16 protein-coding genes and 1 pseudogene are annotated in these 16,719 nt (G+C 64.2%); 5 read left to right on the top strand and 12 right to left on the bottom strand.

Annotated features, from left to right (window positions below; translation table 11 throughout):
- Window positions 1–79 precede the first annotated feature (79 nt).
- From IVA98_RS11245 to soxX, 9 genes and pseudogenes are all read right to left on the bottom strand, one after another.
- Window positions 80–268 carry a hypothetical protein gene (locus tag IVA98_RS11245; protein WP_247281912.1) on the bottom strand — a complete coding sequence of 63 codons (189 nt, stop codon included), beginning with the start codon at window positions 266–268 and terminating at the stop codon, window positions 80–82.
- Window positions 269–354: 86 nt separating this feature from the next.
- A complete protein-coding gene (locus IVA98_RS11250; protein ID WP_247281911.1) occupies window positions 355–1,392 on the bottom strand; it encodes an MBL fold metallo-hydrolase in 1,038 nt (345 codons plus the stop codon).
- A gap of 270 nt (window positions 1,393–1,662) precedes the next feature.
- Window positions 1,663–2,120, bottom strand: a pseudogene (locus IVA98_RS11255) (DsrE family protein).
- Window positions 2,117–3,868: a thiosulfohydrolase SoxB gene (gene soxB, locus IVA98_RS11260; protein ID WP_247303593.1), complete on the bottom strand. Its 1,752-nt coding sequence runs from the start codon at window positions 3,866–3,868 to the stop codon at window positions 2,117–2,119. The pseudogene IVA98_RS11255 and the gene soxB overlap by 4 nt, the downstream one beginning before the upstream one ends.
- 155 nt (window positions 3,869–4,023) lie before the next feature.
- Window positions 4,024–4,332, bottom strand: a complete 309-nt coding sequence (locus IVA98_RS11265) for a hypothetical protein (RefSeq protein ID WP_247354854.1) — start codon at window positions 4,330–4,332, stop codon at window positions 4,024–4,026.
- Window positions 4,329–5,192, bottom strand: a complete 864-nt coding sequence (soxA, locus tag IVA98_RS11270) for a sulfur oxidation c-type cytochrome SoxA (RefSeq protein ID WP_247303590.1) — start codon at window positions 5,190–5,192, stop codon at window positions 4,329–4,331. The genes IVA98_RS11265 and soxA overlap by 4 nt, the downstream gene beginning before the upstream one ends.
- Window positions 5,192–5,503: a thiosulfate oxidation carrier complex protein SoxZ gene (soxZ, locus tag IVA98_RS11275; RefSeq protein ID WP_247303589.1), complete on the bottom strand. Its 312-nt coding sequence runs from the start codon at window positions 5,501–5,503 to the stop codon at window positions 5,192–5,194. Before soxZ ends, soxA begins: the two co-directional genes overlap by 1 nt.
- A gap of 13 nt (window positions 5,504–5,516) precedes the next feature.
- Window positions 5,517–6,008 carry a thiosulfate oxidation carrier protein SoxY gene (gene soxY, locus IVA98_RS11280; protein ID WP_247303588.1) on the bottom strand — a complete coding sequence of 164 codons (492 nt, stop codon included), beginning with the start codon at window positions 6,006–6,008 and terminating at the stop codon, window positions 5,517–5,519.
- 26 nt (window positions 6,009–6,034) lie between these two features.
- Window positions 6,035–6,388, bottom strand: a complete 354-nt coding sequence (soxX, locus tag IVA98_RS11285; RefSeq protein WP_247303587.1) for a sulfur oxidation c-type cytochrome SoxX — start codon at window positions 6,386–6,388, stop codon at window positions 6,035–6,037.
- Window positions 6,389–6,659: 271 nt separating this feature from the next.
- Here soxX and IVA98_RS11290 point away from each other — a divergent pair, with 271 nt between their 5' ends.
- The gene (locus IVA98_RS11290; protein ID WP_247303586.1) at window positions 6,660–7,331 is read left to right on the top strand and encodes a DUF938 domain-containing protein; all 672 of its coding nucleotides are present in this window, start codon (window positions 6,660–6,662) and stop codon (window positions 7,329–7,331) included.
- A 323-nt stretch (window positions 7,332–7,654) separates the two neighbouring features.
- On the opposite strand, the gene IVA98_RS11295 is transcribed toward IVA98_RS11290, so the two are convergent.
- Entirely contained in the window at window positions 7,655–9,724 is a 2,070-nt protein-coding gene (locus tag IVA98_RS11295; RefSeq protein ID WP_247354856.1) for a prolyl oligopeptidase family serine peptidase, read from the bottom strand.
- Between the two features lie 198 nt (window positions 9,725–9,922).
- Here IVA98_RS11295 and IVA98_RS11300 point away from each other — a divergent pair, with 198 nt between their 5' ends.
- Window positions 9,923–11,170: an MFS transporter gene (locus IVA98_RS11300; RefSeq protein ID WP_247303584.1), complete on the top strand. Its 1,248-nt coding sequence runs from the start codon at window positions 9,923–9,925 to the stop codon at window positions 11,168–11,170.
- A 188-nt stretch (window positions 11,171–11,358) separates the two neighbouring features.
- Entirely contained in the window at window positions 11,359–12,591 is a 1,233-nt protein-coding gene (locus IVA98_RS11305; protein WP_247303583.1) for an MFS transporter, read from the top strand.
- 166 nt (window positions 12,592–12,757) lie between these two features.
- On the opposite strand, the gene IVA98_RS11310 is transcribed toward IVA98_RS11305, so the two are convergent.
- Together IVA98_RS11310 and IVA98_RS11315 are read right to left on the bottom strand one after the other, a co-directional pair.
- Complete coding sequence (locus IVA98_RS11310) at window positions 12,758–13,252, bottom strand: VOC family protein (protein ID WP_247303581.1); 495 nt, start codon at window positions 13,250–13,252, stop codon at window positions 12,758–12,760.
- A 90-nt stretch (window positions 13,253–13,342) separates the two neighbouring features.
- The gene (locus tag IVA98_RS11315; RefSeq protein WP_247303579.1) at window positions 13,343–13,888 is read right to left on the bottom strand and encodes a carboxymuconolactone decarboxylase family protein; all 546 of its coding nucleotides are present in this window, start codon (window positions 13,886–13,888) and stop codon (window positions 13,343–13,345) included.
- A 148-nt stretch (window positions 13,889–14,036) separates the two neighbouring features.
- Here IVA98_RS11315 and IVA98_RS11320 point away from each other — a divergent pair, with 148 nt between their 5' ends.
- Together IVA98_RS11320 and IVA98_RS11325 are read left to right on the top strand one after the other, a co-directional pair.
- Complete coding sequence (locus IVA98_RS11320; protein WP_247354857.1) at window positions 14,037–15,251, top strand: acyl-CoA dehydrogenase family protein; 1,215 nt, start codon at window positions 14,037–14,039, stop codon at window positions 15,249–15,251.
- Window positions 15,252–15,397: 146 nt separating this feature from the next.
- A complete protein-coding gene (locus IVA98_RS11325; protein WP_247303575.1) occupies window positions 15,398–16,537 on the top strand; it encodes an acyl-CoA dehydrogenase family protein in 1,140 nt (379 codons plus the stop codon).
- Window positions 16,538–16,719: the final 182 nt, after the last annotated feature.

The raw sequence follows: 16,719 nt of genomic DNA on the forward strand, positions 1-16,719 counted from the left end.
TGTGTCGCTAGCCTGCACTTCGCCGGGACGACTTTGGAGGATGTTGCGCCAGCGTGCGCTCAACCCGCGAGCACCGTCCTCACAACGGCTCGTCGTCCGGGCCGTAGCGGTCGCGCTTCGGGGTCGCGATGTCGCCGTCTTCGTAATCGTCATGGTCGATCTCGCGCGGAGGCTTGGGCTTTTTCGCCTTGTCTTGCGCTTGCTTATCGTCCGCGATCTTGTTGTCCGCGATCTTGGGCGGCTCGCTCGGCTTGCCGATCTTGGCCATGGCGGCTCCCGGATGGTGATGCTGCATCCGTCCTAGCCCGACATATGGGAACTTCCTGATCTATCTCAAGCACGGCACTCGGCCGTTCAGTGCACCACCGGCCCGCCTGCCTTCTTCCAGGCATCCAGGCCGCCGGCGATGTGCGCGCTGTTGGAGAGCCCCGCCTCCTTGGCGGCGGCCACCGCCATCGCCGAGCGTTCGCCGAAGGCGCAGAAGAACACGACGCGGCGGCCGGTCGCGGCTGCGACCTCGCGCAGCATGCCGCCGGGCTTCAGGCTCTCCTCCACGGATTGATAGGGCGTGTGCAGTGCTCCTTCGAGCATGCCGTGCTTCATCCGCTCGTTGCTCTCGCGCAGGTCAACCAGCAGGATGTCGGGCCGGCCGAGAATGCGGATCGCCTCGGCGGCACTGAGCGCGCGGCCCTCTTTCTCGAGCTCCTCCTGATGCAGGCCGACATGCATGTTGGCGGGGACCGCAACATCCATCATCTTCGGATTGGGCAGCTTCAGATTGGCCATCAGCTCGATATATTCGTCGACCGAGCGGACCTGGAGCCGCGGATTGTAGCGCTTCTCCTCGCCGATGGTGGAGACGGTATCGCCCTTGTAGTCATGCGCCGGAAACACCATCGTCTCGTCCGGCAGCTTGAGCAGGCGGTTGAAAATCGAATCGTATTGCGCGCGCGATGAGCCGTTCTGGAAATCGGTGCGGCCGGTGCCGCGGATCAGAAGCGTATCGCCGGTGAAGACACGGTCACCCATCAGATACGAATAGGAATCGTCGGTGTGGCCCGGCGTGTACATCACGTCGAGCGACAGGCCCTCGATCGTCACTTTATCGCCGTCGGCGACCCGCATCGCCACCACGTCGGCCTTGGTCTGATCGCCCATCACGGTCATGCAATGGGTGCGGTCGCGCAACTCGCCGAGACCGGTGACGTGATCGGCATGCAGATGGGTGTCGATCGCCTTGACCAGCTTGAGGTCGAGCTCGCGCAGCAACTGGCAGTAGCGGTCGACCTTCTCCAACACGGGATCGAGGATCAGCGCCTCGCCGCCTGGGCGGCTCGCAAGCAGATAGCTGTAGGTGCCCGAAACACTGTCGAAGAGCTGGCGGAAGATCATGGCAGGACCCGGCGTGTGGTGATTTCGAGGATTCTACTACGGGGCGGGCCCTAGAGAGAAGCAAATCACTGTGTAGAGAATGAACTTTAGAAGATCTTTATTGCGCGGGTGGCCGTCCCCACCCACCCCTGTCATCGCCCGCGCAGGCGGGCGATCCAGTATTCCAGAGGCGCTGAACGGGATGGAGGGGCCGCGGCGCACTAGATTCCCCCCTTCGCGGGGAATGACACCGATTGTGTTGCGCGGACGTGCGACAAGCTCGGACAGCTCCTACGGCCGCACCACCGTGTAGCCGTTCTCCGCCAGGAACAGGATCTGCCCGACGCCCACCTGCACCGGCGTTGCCGCGGGAATGAACTCCGGCCGCTTGCCTGTCTCGCGCTCGATCGTGTCCACCGTATTGAGGCAGATGTCGAAGCGCACGCCCTGTGCGATCAGGCTCTCGACCTGCTTGCGACGCTCGCTGCCGGACAGCAATAGATCGATACCGGGACCGAACGCCACCACTTCGACCGCGATCTTGTCGGGGTCGTAAGCCTTCAGCAGGTTGTTGGCGACGCTGAGCACCAGTGCCTGTTTCTTCGCATCGCCGTCGGAGAGCTGAAGTACGACCTTGTGCTCGGCGAACGGCTTGTCCTGCAGCGGCACCTGCTGCGCAAAGCCGGCGGGATCGCTGCCCAGACGAGCAATGCCAGCAGCATCGCGGATGAGATTTGCGACCGCATCATCCTTGTCCTGCAATGCCTGGATTGCCCTCGACCCCTTTCAGGGTGACGCCGGAGCCGAGCCGCTCCTGAAACATTCGTCCCGAGCGCAGATATTTGCCAACGACGTCCCACACCGGCGCGCCTTGCTGGCGGTTGACGGAGGCCCAGCCTGCGACCTTGTAGCGGTGGCTGGCGCCGAGCGCCTTGCCGCCATTGAGCTTCAGCTCGGAGATGCGGCTGCCGATCGCGGCGTCCGGCGTGCAGGTGTAGCTGAACCCGCCGGCGCGCACCATGTCGCCACCCTGCTGGTAATAGGGATCTGCGTTGAAGAGGTTGTCGCAGATGTCCTCCAGCACGTCCTTGATCTGTGCGCCGGTCATCTCCTGCACATAGGTCTCGGGATAGGTGATCGCGGTTTCCGCGAGCACATCCTCCATCGTCAGCGCCTGGCCCGACAGCGCGGTGACGCCCCAGCGGAAGCCCGGCGACAGCGCGATCTCGGCATCGAGCTCGCTGCGCAGCGCCGTGCAGATCAACTCGTCGACGGGACCGGAAAAATTGCCCCGGCGGTAGAGCAGGCGATCGGGCGTTGTGATCTTCTCCGACCAGTCGCTCACATGCGGCGCGCGCAGCCGGCCGATCAGCTCGGCCATCCCCGCATCCGGCTTCAGCAGCTCGGAAAAAACCGGCAGCAGATGATAACGAATGTCGCTGACCTTGCCCTTGCCGATTGCGAGATCGAGCACGGCCAGGAATTTTCCGTTGGAGCCGGCATTGGTGACGAGCGTGGTGCCTCCAGCGTTCTTCACGGCAATCGGCTGCGGCACGGCGTCGTGGGTATGGCCGCCGAGGATAACGTCGATGCCGGTGACGCGGCTCGCGAGTTTCAGGTCCACGTCCATGCCGTTGTGCGACAGCAGGATGACGGCATCGACCTTGTCGGTGGCGCGCAGAGCATCGACATGCTTCTGCAACTCCTCTTCGCGGATGCCAAAGGTCCAGTCCGGCGTGAACCGCTTGGGATGCGCGATCGGCACGTAAGGGAACGCCTGGCCGACGATTGCGACACGATGGCCGCCAAGCTCCTTGATGACAGACGGTTTGAACACGCGCCCGCTGGCTTTGTCGAAGGCGGGAGCATCGTTGAAGGCGGCCTCTTCGGTCAGGAAGACGTTCTGCGCCAGAAACTCGCCCTTGAAGCGCTCGAGATTGTCGCGCAGCACCTGCTCGCCATAGGTGAATTCCCAATGCCCGGTCATCGCCTCGATGCCGAGCAGGTTGGCGACCTCGACCATGTCGCGGCCCTGCATGACATTGGCAAGCCCGGTGCCCTGCCAGAGGTCGCCGCCATCGACGAGCAGCGAATGCTTTTCGCCGACGTCGCCGCGCAAGCGGTCGATCAGCGTCTTCAGATGGGCAAAGCCGCCGAGCTTGCCGAAACGGCCCGCAGATTTCTCGAATTCGAGGCAGGTGAAGGCATAGGCATCCGCGCTGTCGGACCGGATGCCGAACCGCTCCAGGAAGGCGCGGCCAACCAGGTGCGGCGGTCGTCCCGCCATCTCGCCGATGCCGATATTGACGCTGGGCTCGCGGAAATAGACCGGATTGAGCTGCGCATGCGTGTCGGTGATGTGCAGGATGCGCGCATTGCCGAAACGCTCGATGTCATAGATGCTCGCGGTGTCGGCACCGCGCGCGAGCCGCGGCAGTCCGAGCGATGCGGCGGCTAGGCCCGCGCTCTTCAGGAAATCGCGGCGGCGGATGGCCATCTTAACTTCTCCGCGCCCTCAACGCTGTCGACTGTTCCACAAGCATGATCCGGATCCGAAGGGGCCGCGTCAGCGCAAGGTGTGGTGCGGCTTTCCGACAAGATCATGCTCAAAGAATGATCTGGAGCACGATGTTCTCGCGCGCCAGGCCCAGTCTAGCGGATTTCCATCGCCTTCCAGGCCTGTTTTTCGGAATTAGCCTGGAAGATCGACGCCTTCGCCAGCGCCTCGGCCTCTTTCGCTGCGGCAAATGCGCGGTCGAAATCGCCGCCATCGGCCGCCTTCTTCGCCGCCGCCAGCGTCGCGACGGTCGTGGTCCATTGGTGGCGCAGGCTGGCCGCCTCCTTGGCTGCGGCTTCGGCGGCGGCATAGGCCGCCTTGTACTCCGCTTCCGTTGCCGCGCGTGCCGACGGTAGCGCGATGGTCAATGCAACCAGTGTGGCCAGGAGACATGCCCGCTTCATGGCCGCGCTCCCGGTCCCGAGATCGGCAGGCCGTTGGCGACGTAGGAGAGGAAATATTCGACGTCGCGATATTCGTCCGATTGCGGCTCCAGCGGAACCGCCCGGGTCTGGCTGTTGCAGGTGACGAAGCGGCGGCTGGTCGTGCCCATGCCGCTCCATTCGGAGCGGTAGATCGGCATCGCATTCAAAATGCCGAGCGCCGGCGCCAGAGTCTCGGCGCGGATGCGCTCGCCCGGGCTCTGCACGTGGCAGCTCGCGCAGGAGAAGTTCATCTGGCCGCGGCGGGTGTAGAAATACCGCTTGCCGTTCTCGAACGCTTCGAGCGCACGGGGATCATCGGGAATCTTGATGTCCATCGGCTTGCCGCGCGAGGTGTAGGCCATGTAGGCGGTGAGCGAGGCCATCTCGTCCTTGACGTAGGAATAGGGCGCCTCGCCATTGGCCTCGCGGCAGCGGTTCAGCGCGAGCTCCAGCGTGATGACCTTGCCTTCCTTGCTGTCGAAATAGGGATAGTTCTGGCGGATGCCGATGCCGCCGTTCGGGAAGCAATCGGCGTAAGTCTTGCCGTTCTTAAACGGGGTCGAAAACATTTCCTTGCCGGCGTCGAGCGCGAACTCGTAAGGCGGGAATTCTTCCTTCTCCTGCCACTGCCGCTTCATGTCCTCGTTCATGGAATAAGGACCGTTGACGAAATCCTCGCGCTTCACGTTCGGAAATTTCTGGAAGAAGAAATTCTGGAACGCCTTCGCATCAGCAACGGGATCGACCTTATCAGCCGCGACGGCTCGCGGCGAGGTGAGGGCGCACGCAACGAGCGCGGCGCTCACCGAGCCAAGCAGGAGGGAGAAGCGGGTCTTCATCACGCGATCTTCGCGGTGGTCGTATCCGACGCACCCTTGTTGTCGGTCCAGGAGATCTTGAGCTCGTCGCCCTTCTTGGCGCCCTTGAAGCTGAATTTGACGTAGGGGTCCTTGGAGACCGCCGTGCCCCAATTGGCGACAAAGACGTCCTTGCCGTTACATTCGAACTTCAGCTCCTGGATGAAGTGGGCCGGGATCAGCTCGCCCTTGGAATCCTTGACCAGGCCGGTGTCCATGGGATGTTGGATCAGCGCCTGCACCTCGGTGATGTCGCCATTGGATGTTGCGCGCACGCGAATGCTTGATGCCATCGGACCGATCCTCCTAGCCGCCGCAGCCGCCGACGGTGACCTTCACTTCCTTGGTCGCGCTGTAGAGCTTGCCGTCAGCCTCGACGATGGCGACCAATTTGGTGGTCTTGGCCATCTTCAGCCGGTTGGCAACGCCCGGAATCGTGCCGTCGGCGATCTTGTAGGACGCGGCGAGCGCGTACGGGTTCTCGGCCACGAAGAACGAGATCGAGGTCACCTTGTCGAGCGTCGTCGTCACTGAGACCGGCACCACGCCGCCGTTCTCGGCGATCTCCGGCGCATCCAGCTTGACCTTGTCGGAGGGCTCGGCGGTCCTGCCATAGAGCGCCTTGAGCGCGTCGGCCTCGCTCTTCTGCTTGAAGGCCTCTTCCGGATATTTATCGTTCGCCGCGGCGCTCGCTGGGCTGGCCGCGAACGGCAGGTTGCCGAGCCCGATCAGCGCGACAGAGGCAGCGCCCAGAAGGATCAGGCGCCGCGTCGGATGTGGGCCCGTGGTCGTGGTCATCGGAGGTCTCCTGGCGTGCCGGCCGTTTACAGCGTTTGCAGGAAGTCAACGATCGCGTTGATCTCCTGTTCGGTCAAAATCCGGTTCCGGCCGAACGGCGGCATCATGGTCTGCGGATTGCGTTTGGTCTCGTCGAAGATGATCGCGGCCAGCTCGTTGCGGTCGGGGTATCTGGCCTTGATGTCCTTCAGTTCCGGCCCGATCGTCCCCGGCAGGTCGCCCCCCTGGATGACGTGGCAGGTCAGGCAATTGCCCTTGCTGCGGTCGATGGCGAGCTTCCGGCCCTCGTTTGCCGCGGATTGGGCCTGCGCCGGGCTGGCGAGGCCGGCAGCGACGGCCAGCAGGAGGAACAGGATGGGCGTCCGGGACAAAGCAGGCAAGGCGTCATTCCGAGGCGTTATGGCGATGGTCGCGATCGCTGAAATAAAGGCGTTCCAAAGCATAAAGGACATCGCCTGACAATCGAGACTATGCACGGAGCAAAATGGAGTTAATATCTTCCGCATTGCAATTAAAGGCATTATTGGTTCGGCCGATCTGGCCCCGACAATCCCCAACAATAAGGACAATGGGCGCCGGCCGGCTGTTTCCAGGGCGTTTTCGCGCCCATCCTGTTTTCATCGCGTTCTCGTGTTTTCAAGGGGACCTCACTTGGCTGAATATGTCGTCGAATTTGGCGGGGATGGCGGACGGGTCGCGCCGGATGGGCGGCTCGATGCGCCGGCCTTCCATCGCAATCACGAGCCGATCTGGGCGGCGCTGGAAAAGCATCTCGCCGGCACGACCGGTGACGTGGTCGAGCTCGGCAGCGGAACCGGACAGCACGTGGTCCATTTCGCCCGTCATACCCCCGGCCTGATCTGGTGGCCGAGCGACCTCAACCAGCGCCATCTCAAGAGCATCGAGGCCTGGCGCGTTCATTCAGGCCTGCAAAACGTCCGCCCGCCCTTACGGATCGATCTCACCGATCCCGACTGGTGTCCGGAAATGAAAAGCGGGCAGGGGCCGACCAACCTTGCCGCATTGTTCTGCGCCAATGTCATTCACATCGCGCCATGGAACGTGGCCGAGGGTCTGTTCGCCGGCGCCGGGCGCTATTTGCGGGCAGACGGCAAGCTGTTTCTCTACGGCCCGTTCAAGCGCGGCGGCAAGCACACCGCGCTCAGCAACGCCGTGTTCGACACGTCCTTGCGCGAGGGCAATCCCGAATGGGGCGTGCGCGACATCGGCGATGTCGAGGCGCTGGCGCAAGGCATTGGCCTCCGGCTGATCGATACGATCGAGATGCCAGCGAACAATCTCACGCTCGTGTTTTCGCGCTAAGCCGCATCGGCAGTGCGCTCCCTCCCCCGCTTGCGGGGGAGGGCCGGGGAGAGGGTGTCTCGACCACGGGACAATCCCCTAGAGGAGAGAGCCCTCACCCGCCGTGCTTCGCACGTCGACCTCTCCCGCAAGCGGGCTACCAGATTCACACATCTCGAAAATGGAATCATCTTCAATGAGTTAGCAAAAGCCAGGTTTTGGACGCTCACGCGCTGCAGAATCGAGACAAGTGACTCGGATGACTCACTTTTTGGGCTTAATCGGCGAATGGCTCTGACAGAGATGTGTGAATACGGTAGCGCAAGCGGGAGAGGTGCACGGCGTCACGCGGCGCCATCTCTCCACCCGATCTTCTCCTTCAAGAAGCGATAGCCCAGCACCTCGAAGCCAGCGCGCTCCTTGTTGTCCTTGCCGTAGCCGTGGCCGCCGGCTGCCGGTTCGTAGAACCAGGCCTCGTAGCCCATCGCCTGGAGCTTGGCGGCCATCTTGCGCGCGTGGCCGGGATGCACGCGGTCGTCGCGCCGTGTGGTGGCGATCAGGATCGGCGGATAGGGCTGAGCGGCCTTGACGTTGTGATAGGCCGAGTAGGTCTTCAGCCAGTCCCATTCCTCCGGCTTGTCCGGGTCGCCATATTCCGCGATCCAGCTCGCGCCCGCGAGCAGCTTGGTGTAGCGGCGCATGTCGATCAGGGGGATGGTGCAGAACAGCGCGCCGAAACGCTCGGGGTATCGCACCAGCATGTTGGTGATGAGGATGCCGCCGTTTGATCCACCCTGTGCGGCGATGCGCTTTGACGTGGTCACGCCGCGGCGGACGAGATCGGCGGCGACGGCCGCGAAATCGTCATGCGACAGCCTCTTGCCGGCGAGCCGCCCGGCATCGTGCCAGCGCGTACCGAACTCGCCGCCGCCGCGCAAATTCGCCTGCACAATCGTGCCGCCGCGCTCCAGCCACAGCTTGCCGAGCGCGGCATTGTAATACGGCTTCACCGAATGGGCGAAGCCGCCATAGGCGCTCAGATAGACCGGCGCATCGCCGGTCTCGCCTGCAGGGCCGCTCTGGACATAGGGAATTCGCTCGCCGTCGATCGAGACGGCCTCGTGCTGCGTCACCACGAGACCATCGGCGGTGAACGTTTTCGGCGCCTGCTTCAGCACGGTCGGGCTGGCGACGCCGCGTTCGATCAGCAGCAGCGACGGCGGCGTGAGCGGATCCTGCACATTGGCGAGCAGATCGCCGTTGCTTTCGGACGGATGGCGATCGAGCGGCCAGATGTCGACAACGCCGATCTGCGGCAGGCCACCAAGCGTCTCGCGGCTCCAGCCCGCAGCGGATGGCGTGCAGATCTCGAAGCACGGACGCAGCTCGTCGAGGATCGACAGCATGAGCTTGCCCGCGGCCCAGAACAGACCTTGCAACGCGCGCCGCGGCGCTGGCTCGAACAGCACCGCGAAATTGCGGCTGCCGGCGAGGAACGCCGACAGCGCCATGCCGAGCACCGTGTCAGCGGTATAGGTCCGGCCTGCGATGGACCAGTCCTTGCGCAGCTTGATCGCGAACCAGTCGCCATGCGCCTGCATCCAGATGCCGGTCGGCAGGTCCAACTTCGTCATCGCGCCGGCCGCATCGCGCAGCCAGACGGCGTGATTGAAGAAGTCGATCTGGTCGACGATCCAGACACGCGGCGCCGCGCCGGTGTCGTCGGCCATGCCGTAGATCACCATGTGATCGGCGGTGGTCTCGATAATGATCTCTGCCTGATCGACAGGCTGGCCGCGCCGCCACAGCCGAACGGTACGTGCATATCCCGAGCTCGTGGCCATGCCCTCGCCATGCGCGCTCGACAGCAGCAGTGTGTCGGCATCGAGCCAATCCACGCCGCCCTTCGCTTCCGGCAGCGTGAACCCGCCGGCCACGAAGCTCTTGGTGTTGAGGTCGAACTCCCGCAACGTGACAGCATCGCTGCCGCCGCGCGACAGGCTCAGAATCGCGCGCGAACTTCCGGGCATCGTGGCGATCTGGCTCAGCAGCCAGTCCTCGCCTTCGCTTGCGGCGAGCTGGTCGATGTCGAGCATGGTCTCCCACGCCGGGTTGGCTTTGCGAAACTCCGCCAGCGTCGTCCGCCGCCACAGGCCCCGCGGATTGGCGGCGTCTTTCCAGAGATTGTGCAGATCGCTGCCGCGCCGGCTGACATAGGGAATGTTGTCGGGCCGGTCGTAGATCGCGGCGAGCGTGTCGCGGTCGCGCACGAACGCTGGGCCGCCGAACGCGGCGAGCGTCAGTTGATTCTGCCGCTCGACGAAATCGAGTGCCTGCTTGCCCTCGATCTCCTCCAGCCAGAGCCACGGATCATCGTCGGGAGCGCTGAGCGTAGGCCTGTCGTCGACGGTCATGAGCGAAACTCCAGGAAGACGCGGCGGATAGGATTCAATCGAGCGCAAGGCGTCAAGGACGCGGCCAGCTATCATCCGTCCGATTGCGTCAGAGGCATGGCCCGCGCCCGTTTGCGCCGGTTGCCCGCCCTCTCGCGCCCCTCCATAGTGCCGGAAATCAACGAGAGCCCCTTGAGCCCCCTTGGGGCGGAAATGCCGATGTTAGACGTGATCTCTACCGCCGAAATCGCCGACGACGCGCGCGTGCGTGCCAATGTGGTGCGCCTTGCCGCCGCGCAGGCGCTGACCGGCGCCAATTCGGCGGTGATCTTCGCCACCGGCTCGATCGTCGGCGCGACGCTCGCACCGGACATGTCGCTCGCGACCGTGCCGCTGTCGATGTACGTGCTGGGGCTCGCCGCCGGCACCTTGCCGACCGGCGCGATCTCGCGCCGCTTCGGCCGCCGCGCCGCCTTCGTCATCGGCACCGGCCTCGGCACGCTCACTGGCCTCACCGGCTCGTTCGCGATCCTGCACGCCTCCTTCGCGCTGTTCTGCGTCGCGACCTTCCTCGGCGGCCTCTATGGCGCGGTCGCGCAATCCTACCGCTTCGCCGCCGCCGATGGCGCCAGCGCGGCCTATCGCCCCAAGGCTGTGTCCTGGGTGATGGCGGGCGGCGTGTTCGCCGGCGTGCTCGGTCCGCAGCTCGTGCAATGGACCATGGACCTCTGGCAGCCTTATCTGTTCGCCTTCAGCTTCCTGGTGCAGGCGGCGGTGGCACTGGTCGCGATGGGCATCCTCGCCGGCGTCGACATGCCAAAGCCCGCGCCGGCCGATCTGCATGGCGGCCGGCCGCTGCTCGACATCGTGATCCAGCCGCGCTTCATCGCGGCCGCTTTGTGCGGCGTCATCTCCTATCCCATGATGAACCTGGTGATGACCTCGGCGCCGCTCGCCATGAAGATGTGCGGCCTCAGCGTTTCCGATTCCAATTTCGGCATTCAATGGCACATCGTCGCCATGTACGGGCCAAGCTTCTTCACGGGTGCGCTGATCGCGCGCTTCGGTGCCCCGAAGGTCGTTGCGGCCGGCCTGCTGCTGGAGGCCGGCGCCGCCGGCATCGGCCTTTCCGGAATCAGCGCGATGCATTTCTGGGCGACGCTGATCGTGCTCGGGGTCGGCTGGAATTTCTCCTTCATCGGCGCCTCCGCGCTGGTGTTGGAGACGCACCGTCCGCAGGAGCGCAACAAGGTGCAGGCCTTCAACGATTTCCTGGTGTTCGGCATGATGGCGATCGGCTCGTTCTCCTCTGGCCAGCTGCTTGCCAATTACGGCTGGTCTGCGGTGAACATGGTGGTGTTCCCGCCGGTGGTTCTGGGTCTTGTCGTGCTCTCGCTGGTCTCCTGGGCCCGCCGCCGCAAGGCGCGGCTGGACGCGGCGATGGGCGAGCTCCCGGATGCGATTTGACGCATGATCCGGAAATGTGCGCAGCGGCTTTCCGGACCTTGCTCAATAGGTGGCAGGAGGGTGTCAGCAGCGTTGATGCTTCGATCGCCGTCGAAGGATTTTCGGAGCTGATGTCGTTACATGATGCTCGTCATGAAGAGACGGGCGTGAAGCAAGGCGCTCGCGGGGGAAACAAAGGACAAGCGCAAATGCTCGACAATCCCCGGCCCGCTGCTCCAATCAACGAATCCTCCCTCCGCTACGAAGGCTGGCGCATCGTCGCGGTCTGCTTCCTGCTCGCGACCTTCGGCTGGGGGCTCGGCTTCTACGGCCAGAGCGTCTATGTCGCTGAGCTCCAGCGCGCGCATGGCTGGTCCGCGTCGCTGATCTCGTCGGGCACGACCTTCTTCTATCTGTTCGGTGCGCTGCTGGTCGTCTTCGTTGGCGAGGCCATCCAAAAGCATGGCGCGCGCCTCTGCCTGATCGCCGGCACGCTGGCGATGGCGGCGGCGGCAGTGGCGATCGGCGCGGTGCGCGAGCCCTGGCAGCTCTATCTCGCCAATGCCGTGCTCGCCTTCGGCTGGGCCGGAACCAGTCTCGCCATGATCACCAACACGATCAGCCTGTGGTTCGACCACAAGCGCGGTATGGCGATCAGTCTCGCGCTGAACGGCGCCAGCTTCGGCGGCATCGTCGGCGTTCCGCTGCTGGTGGCGCTGATCGGCCATGTCGGTTTTGCCAGCGCGATGTACGCCGCGGCCGGCGCCATGCTGGTGCTGCTCCTGCCGGTGATCCTCATTCTCGTCGGCCGGCCGCCCGATCACGGCTGGCATGCGACTGCGAAGCCGAAGCCGCAATCGTCGGCGCAGATCCGCGCGCAGGCCCTGCGCGACGTCGGCTTCCTCACCGTGACGATTGCGTTTGCATTGGTGCTGTTCGCCCAGGTCGGCTTCATCGTGCACCTGATCTCGTTCCTCGATCCCGTGATCGGGCGCGAGCGCGCCGCCGTCGCGGTCGCGGTGCTGACGGCGATGGCGGTGGTCGGCCGTGTGCTGTTCTCGCTGGTGATCGACCGCCTCGACCAGCGACTGGCGTCGGCGCTCTCGTTCCTGAGCCAGGCCGCCGCGCTCTTCGTCGTCATCAATTTGCACAATGATTACGCGCTGATCGCGGCCTGCGCGGTGTTCGGCTTCTCGGTCGGCAACCTCATCACGCTGCCGTCGCTGATCGTGCAGCAGGAGTTCGAGTCCGCCTCGTTCGGCGTGCTGATCAGCCTCAACACTGCGATCAACCAGGTCACCTACGCGTTCGGCCCCGGCGTCGTCGGCTTCCTCCGCGATCTCTCCGGCGGCTACTCGCTGCCGTTCTATCTCTGCATCGCGCTGGAGGTGATCGCCGCCGCACTGATCATGGTGCGCGGGAGGCGCGCGAACAAGTCATAGAGACGCGACGGCGTTTCCAAAAAATTCCGTCATTGCGAGGAGCACTTGCGACGAAGCAATCCAGAGCGTTTCCGCAGAGACAGCCTGGATTGCTTCGCGGAGCCTGTCATCGGGCCGCGCTGCGCGCGGACCCGTTGGCTCGCAACGACGAGGGGAGAGCGGGGGCTCACGCCTTGCGCTGCTTCAGCAAATCCTCGACATCCAACCGCTTCGTAAACATCGCCAGCTTTCCATCCGGCCCGAACGGCCATTGCTCCCTCGGCTTGTCCCAATAGAGCTCGACGCCATTCTGGTCGGGGTCGCGCAAGTAAAGCGCTTCGCTGACGCCATGGTCGCTGGCGCCGTCAAGCGCAATGCCCGCCGACAGCACCCGGTGCAGCGCGTCCGCCAGCGCCGGCCGCGTCGGATAGAGGATCGCGGTGTGATAGAGCCCGGTCGTGCCTGGCGGCGGCGGCGAGCCGCCCTTGCTTACCCAGGTGTTGAGGCCGATGTGATGATGATAGCCGCCGGCCGAAATGAAGGCCGCGCCGGAGCTCATCCGCTGCATCAGCTCGAAGCCGAGCACGCCGCAATAGAATCCGAGCGCACGATCGAGATCAGCGACCTTGAGATGGACGTGGCCGATCCGGGTGCCGGCGGCGACGGCTGAGCTTTGCGACATGTGAATGCTCCCTTGACGAACTCCACATAAGGCAGGCTTCGGGACAGTGCTATTGGCCCATCTCGAAACCCATCGTTTCCGAATGGGAAACTAGGCCAGCTCCGACACCTCGCCCTCCGGCAGGCCGAACTCGAACGTGTTCAGCGTCATCGACACCAGGGTGTAATAGCCGCACAGCCCGATCACCTCGACGACGCCGCGCTCACTGAGGAGCTTGACCGCCTCATCGTAGAGACCCTTCTCGACGCCGTGGCCTTCGTGCAGCGACTTCGCGAGGTCGTAGATCATCTTTCCCTTGGGATCGTCGAACTCAGGCGTGCGGCGGTCGCGGATCGCCTCGATGATCTCGAGCTTCATGCCGCCTGCGAGCGCGAGGCGCTTATGCGCATACCATTCGTAATGCGCGGTCCAGTGCCGTGCCGTCACCAGGATCGCGATCTCCGAAAGGCTTGCCGGAAATATGGTGTCGAAGCGGAGTACCTCGCCAAGTCGCGTGGCGTGGCGCGCCATCTCGGGGCTGCTCAGCCAGGCCATCATCGGCGCCGGCGGCTTGCCGCGCTTGCCGGCAATGGATTCATCATAGGTCTGGCGCTGGCTTTCGTTCATTTCGCCAGGCGAAAGAAGTTTCAGGCGCATCCTCGTTTCCTCTTTGTTTTCAAGCCGACATGCCCCCGATTATAGCCGAAGGCAGCGCGTCGTGCGCGGCACGGAAGTGGTTGAATTCCACGGTGCGATGGCTCAGAGTCGCGTCCAACAAGTCGATTTTGATTGATGGAAACGACCAATGGCTGAATCTAGGACCAGCGACGCTGAGAGCGCCGATCTCGAACAATTCCGCAACGAGACGCGCGCCTGGCTTGAAGCCAATTGCCCGCCGGAGATGCGCAAGCCGGTGACGTCGGATGCCGACGTGTTCTGGGGCGGGCGCAACGCAAAATTCTCGTCCGAGCCGCAGCGCATCTGGTTCGAGCGCATGCGCGACAAGGGCTGGACCGTGCCGGACTGGCCGAAGGAGTATGGCGGCGGCAGCTTGAGTGCTGCCGAACACAAGGTGCTGCGCGCCGAAATGGCAAAGATGGGCGCGCGCCCGCCGCTGTCGAGCTTCGGCATCTGGATGCTCGGGCCGGCACTGCTGAAATACGGCAACGACGCCCAGAAGAAGGAGCATCTGCCGAAGATCGCGGCGGGCGAGATTCGCTGGTGCCAAGGCTATTCCGAGCCGAACGCCGGCTCCGATCTCGCCTCGCTCCAGACCCGTGCCGAGAGCGACGGCGACGACTTCATCATCAACGGCCAGAAGATCTGGACGTCCTACGCCAACTACGCCGACTGGATCTTCTGCCTGGTCCGCACCGATCCGACCGCGAAGAAGCACGACGGCATCAGCTTCATCCTGTTCGACATGACCTCGAAGGGTGTCTCCACAAAGCCGATTCTCCTGATCTCCGGCTATTCGCCGTTCTGCGAGACCTTCTTCGACAACGTCCGCGTGCCGAAATCGAACGTGGTCGGCACCATCAACCGCGGCTGGGATGTCGCAAAGTATCTGCTTCAGCACGAGCGCGCGATGATCTCGGGGATGGGCGAGCGCGGCGTCGGCCGTCCGCTCGGCCAGATCGCCGCTGACACCGTCGGCACCGATGCGCTGGGGCGGCTCGATGATGCCATGCTGCGCGGCCAGATCGCGCGCTTCGACGTCGACGAAGCCGCGCTTGCCGCCTGTGCCGAGCGCGCGGTCGATCTCGCCAAGGCCGGGCAGGCGCATCCGGCGTTCTCGTCCGCGATGAAATATTACGGCACCGAGCTCAACAAGCGGCGCTACGAGATCCTGATGTCGGCCGGCGGCGTCGATGCGCTGGAATGGGAGAGCGAACGCTCGAAGCAGGGCGCCCGCCCGCGCGCCTGGCTGCGTACCAAGGCCAACTCGATCGAGGGCGGCACGTCCGAGGTCATGCTCGGCATCGTCGCCAAGCGCATCCTGGATCTGCCGGGGGCGTGAGGTTTTCCGTCATTCCGGGGCGCGCATAGCGCGAACCCGGAATCCGTTCATCCTCCAACTCTGCCGCCCGATGGATTCCGGGCCTGCGCCTGCGGCGCATCCCGGAATGACGAACCAAATCAGATTTTCGAATCGGAAACACGCCCATGGCCCTCGTCCTCACCGAAGAACAATCGATGCTCCGCGATTCCGCGCGCGGGCTGATCAGCGACAAGGCGCCGGTGTCGCACCTGCGCCATTTGCGCGACAGCAAGGACCCCACCGGCTTCTCCAAGGAGCTTTGGCATTCCTTCGCCGAGATGGGGTTTGCCGGCCTGCTGGTCCCTGAAGAGTTCGGCGGCTCTGGCCTCGGCTATGTCGAGGCCGGCGTCGTCATGGAGGAGATCGGCCGCACCTTGATGCCCTCGCCCTTCCTCGCCACCGGCGTGGTCGCGGCCTCGGCCCTAAATCGTGGCGGCAACGCCGCGCAGAAATCGGAATATTTGCCGAAAATCGCGAGCGGCTCTCTGCTTGCGGCGCTCGCCATCGATGAAGGCGCAAAGCATCGTCCGCTCCAGACCAGCCTCCGGGCCGTGCGCGCCGGTAACGGCTTCAAGCTCTCCGGCGCCAAGGCACTGGTCGTCGACGGGCACGTCGCCGACCTCCTCATCGTCGCCGCGCGCACCGCGGGTGCTGCCGGCGAGCGTGAAGGCCTGACGCTATTCCTGGTGGACCCCAAGGCGAAAGGGATCGCGGTCGAACGCACCATCATGGTCGATGCGCACAACGCGGCGCGGATCGAATTCGCCAATGTCGAGGTCAATGCCGACAGCATGCTCGGCGAGGTCGATCAGGCCGCCGGCCTGCTCGAGGGCGTGCTCGATATCGGCCGGGGCGCGGTCGCCTCCGAAATGGTGGGATTGAGCGAAGAGGTGTTCAATCGCACCGTCGAGTACCTGAAGAGCCGCAAGCAATTCGGCAAGCTGATCGGCGAATTCCAGGCGCTCCAGCACCGCGCCGCCGAACTCTATATCGACATCGAGATCACCCGCGCCGCCGTCATGAAGGCACTTCAAGCGCTGGATGTGGACGTCGCCAAGGCCGCATCGAGCGTCGCCGTGGCCAAGGCCCGCGCCGGCACCACCGCGACGCGCGCGGTGCAGGAAGGCGTGCAGATGCACGGCGGCATGGGCATGACCGACCAGTTCGACATCGGTTTCTTCATGAAGCGCGCAAGGGTGTGCGAGGAACTGTTCGGCGACGCCAACTACCACACTGAGCAACTGGCGCGGGCGCGGGGATATTAAGGCGCACCGTCATGTCACGCTCGGTGTCATCGCCCGCGAAGGCGGGCGACGACAGTTGAGAGTGTGGAGAGCGCTTGCCCAAAGCTCGTCATTGCGAGGGGCCCTTGCGACGAAGCAATCCAGACTGCGTCCGTGGAAAGAATCTGGATTGCTTCGCTTCGCTCGCAATGACGGCGGAGGGA

The organism is Bradyrhizobium sp. 160 (genome assembly GCF_023073735.1).
In the GTDB taxonomy this organism is placed as follows: Bacteria; Pseudomonadota; Alphaproteobacteria; order Rhizobiales; family Xanthobacteraceae; genus Bradyrhizobium.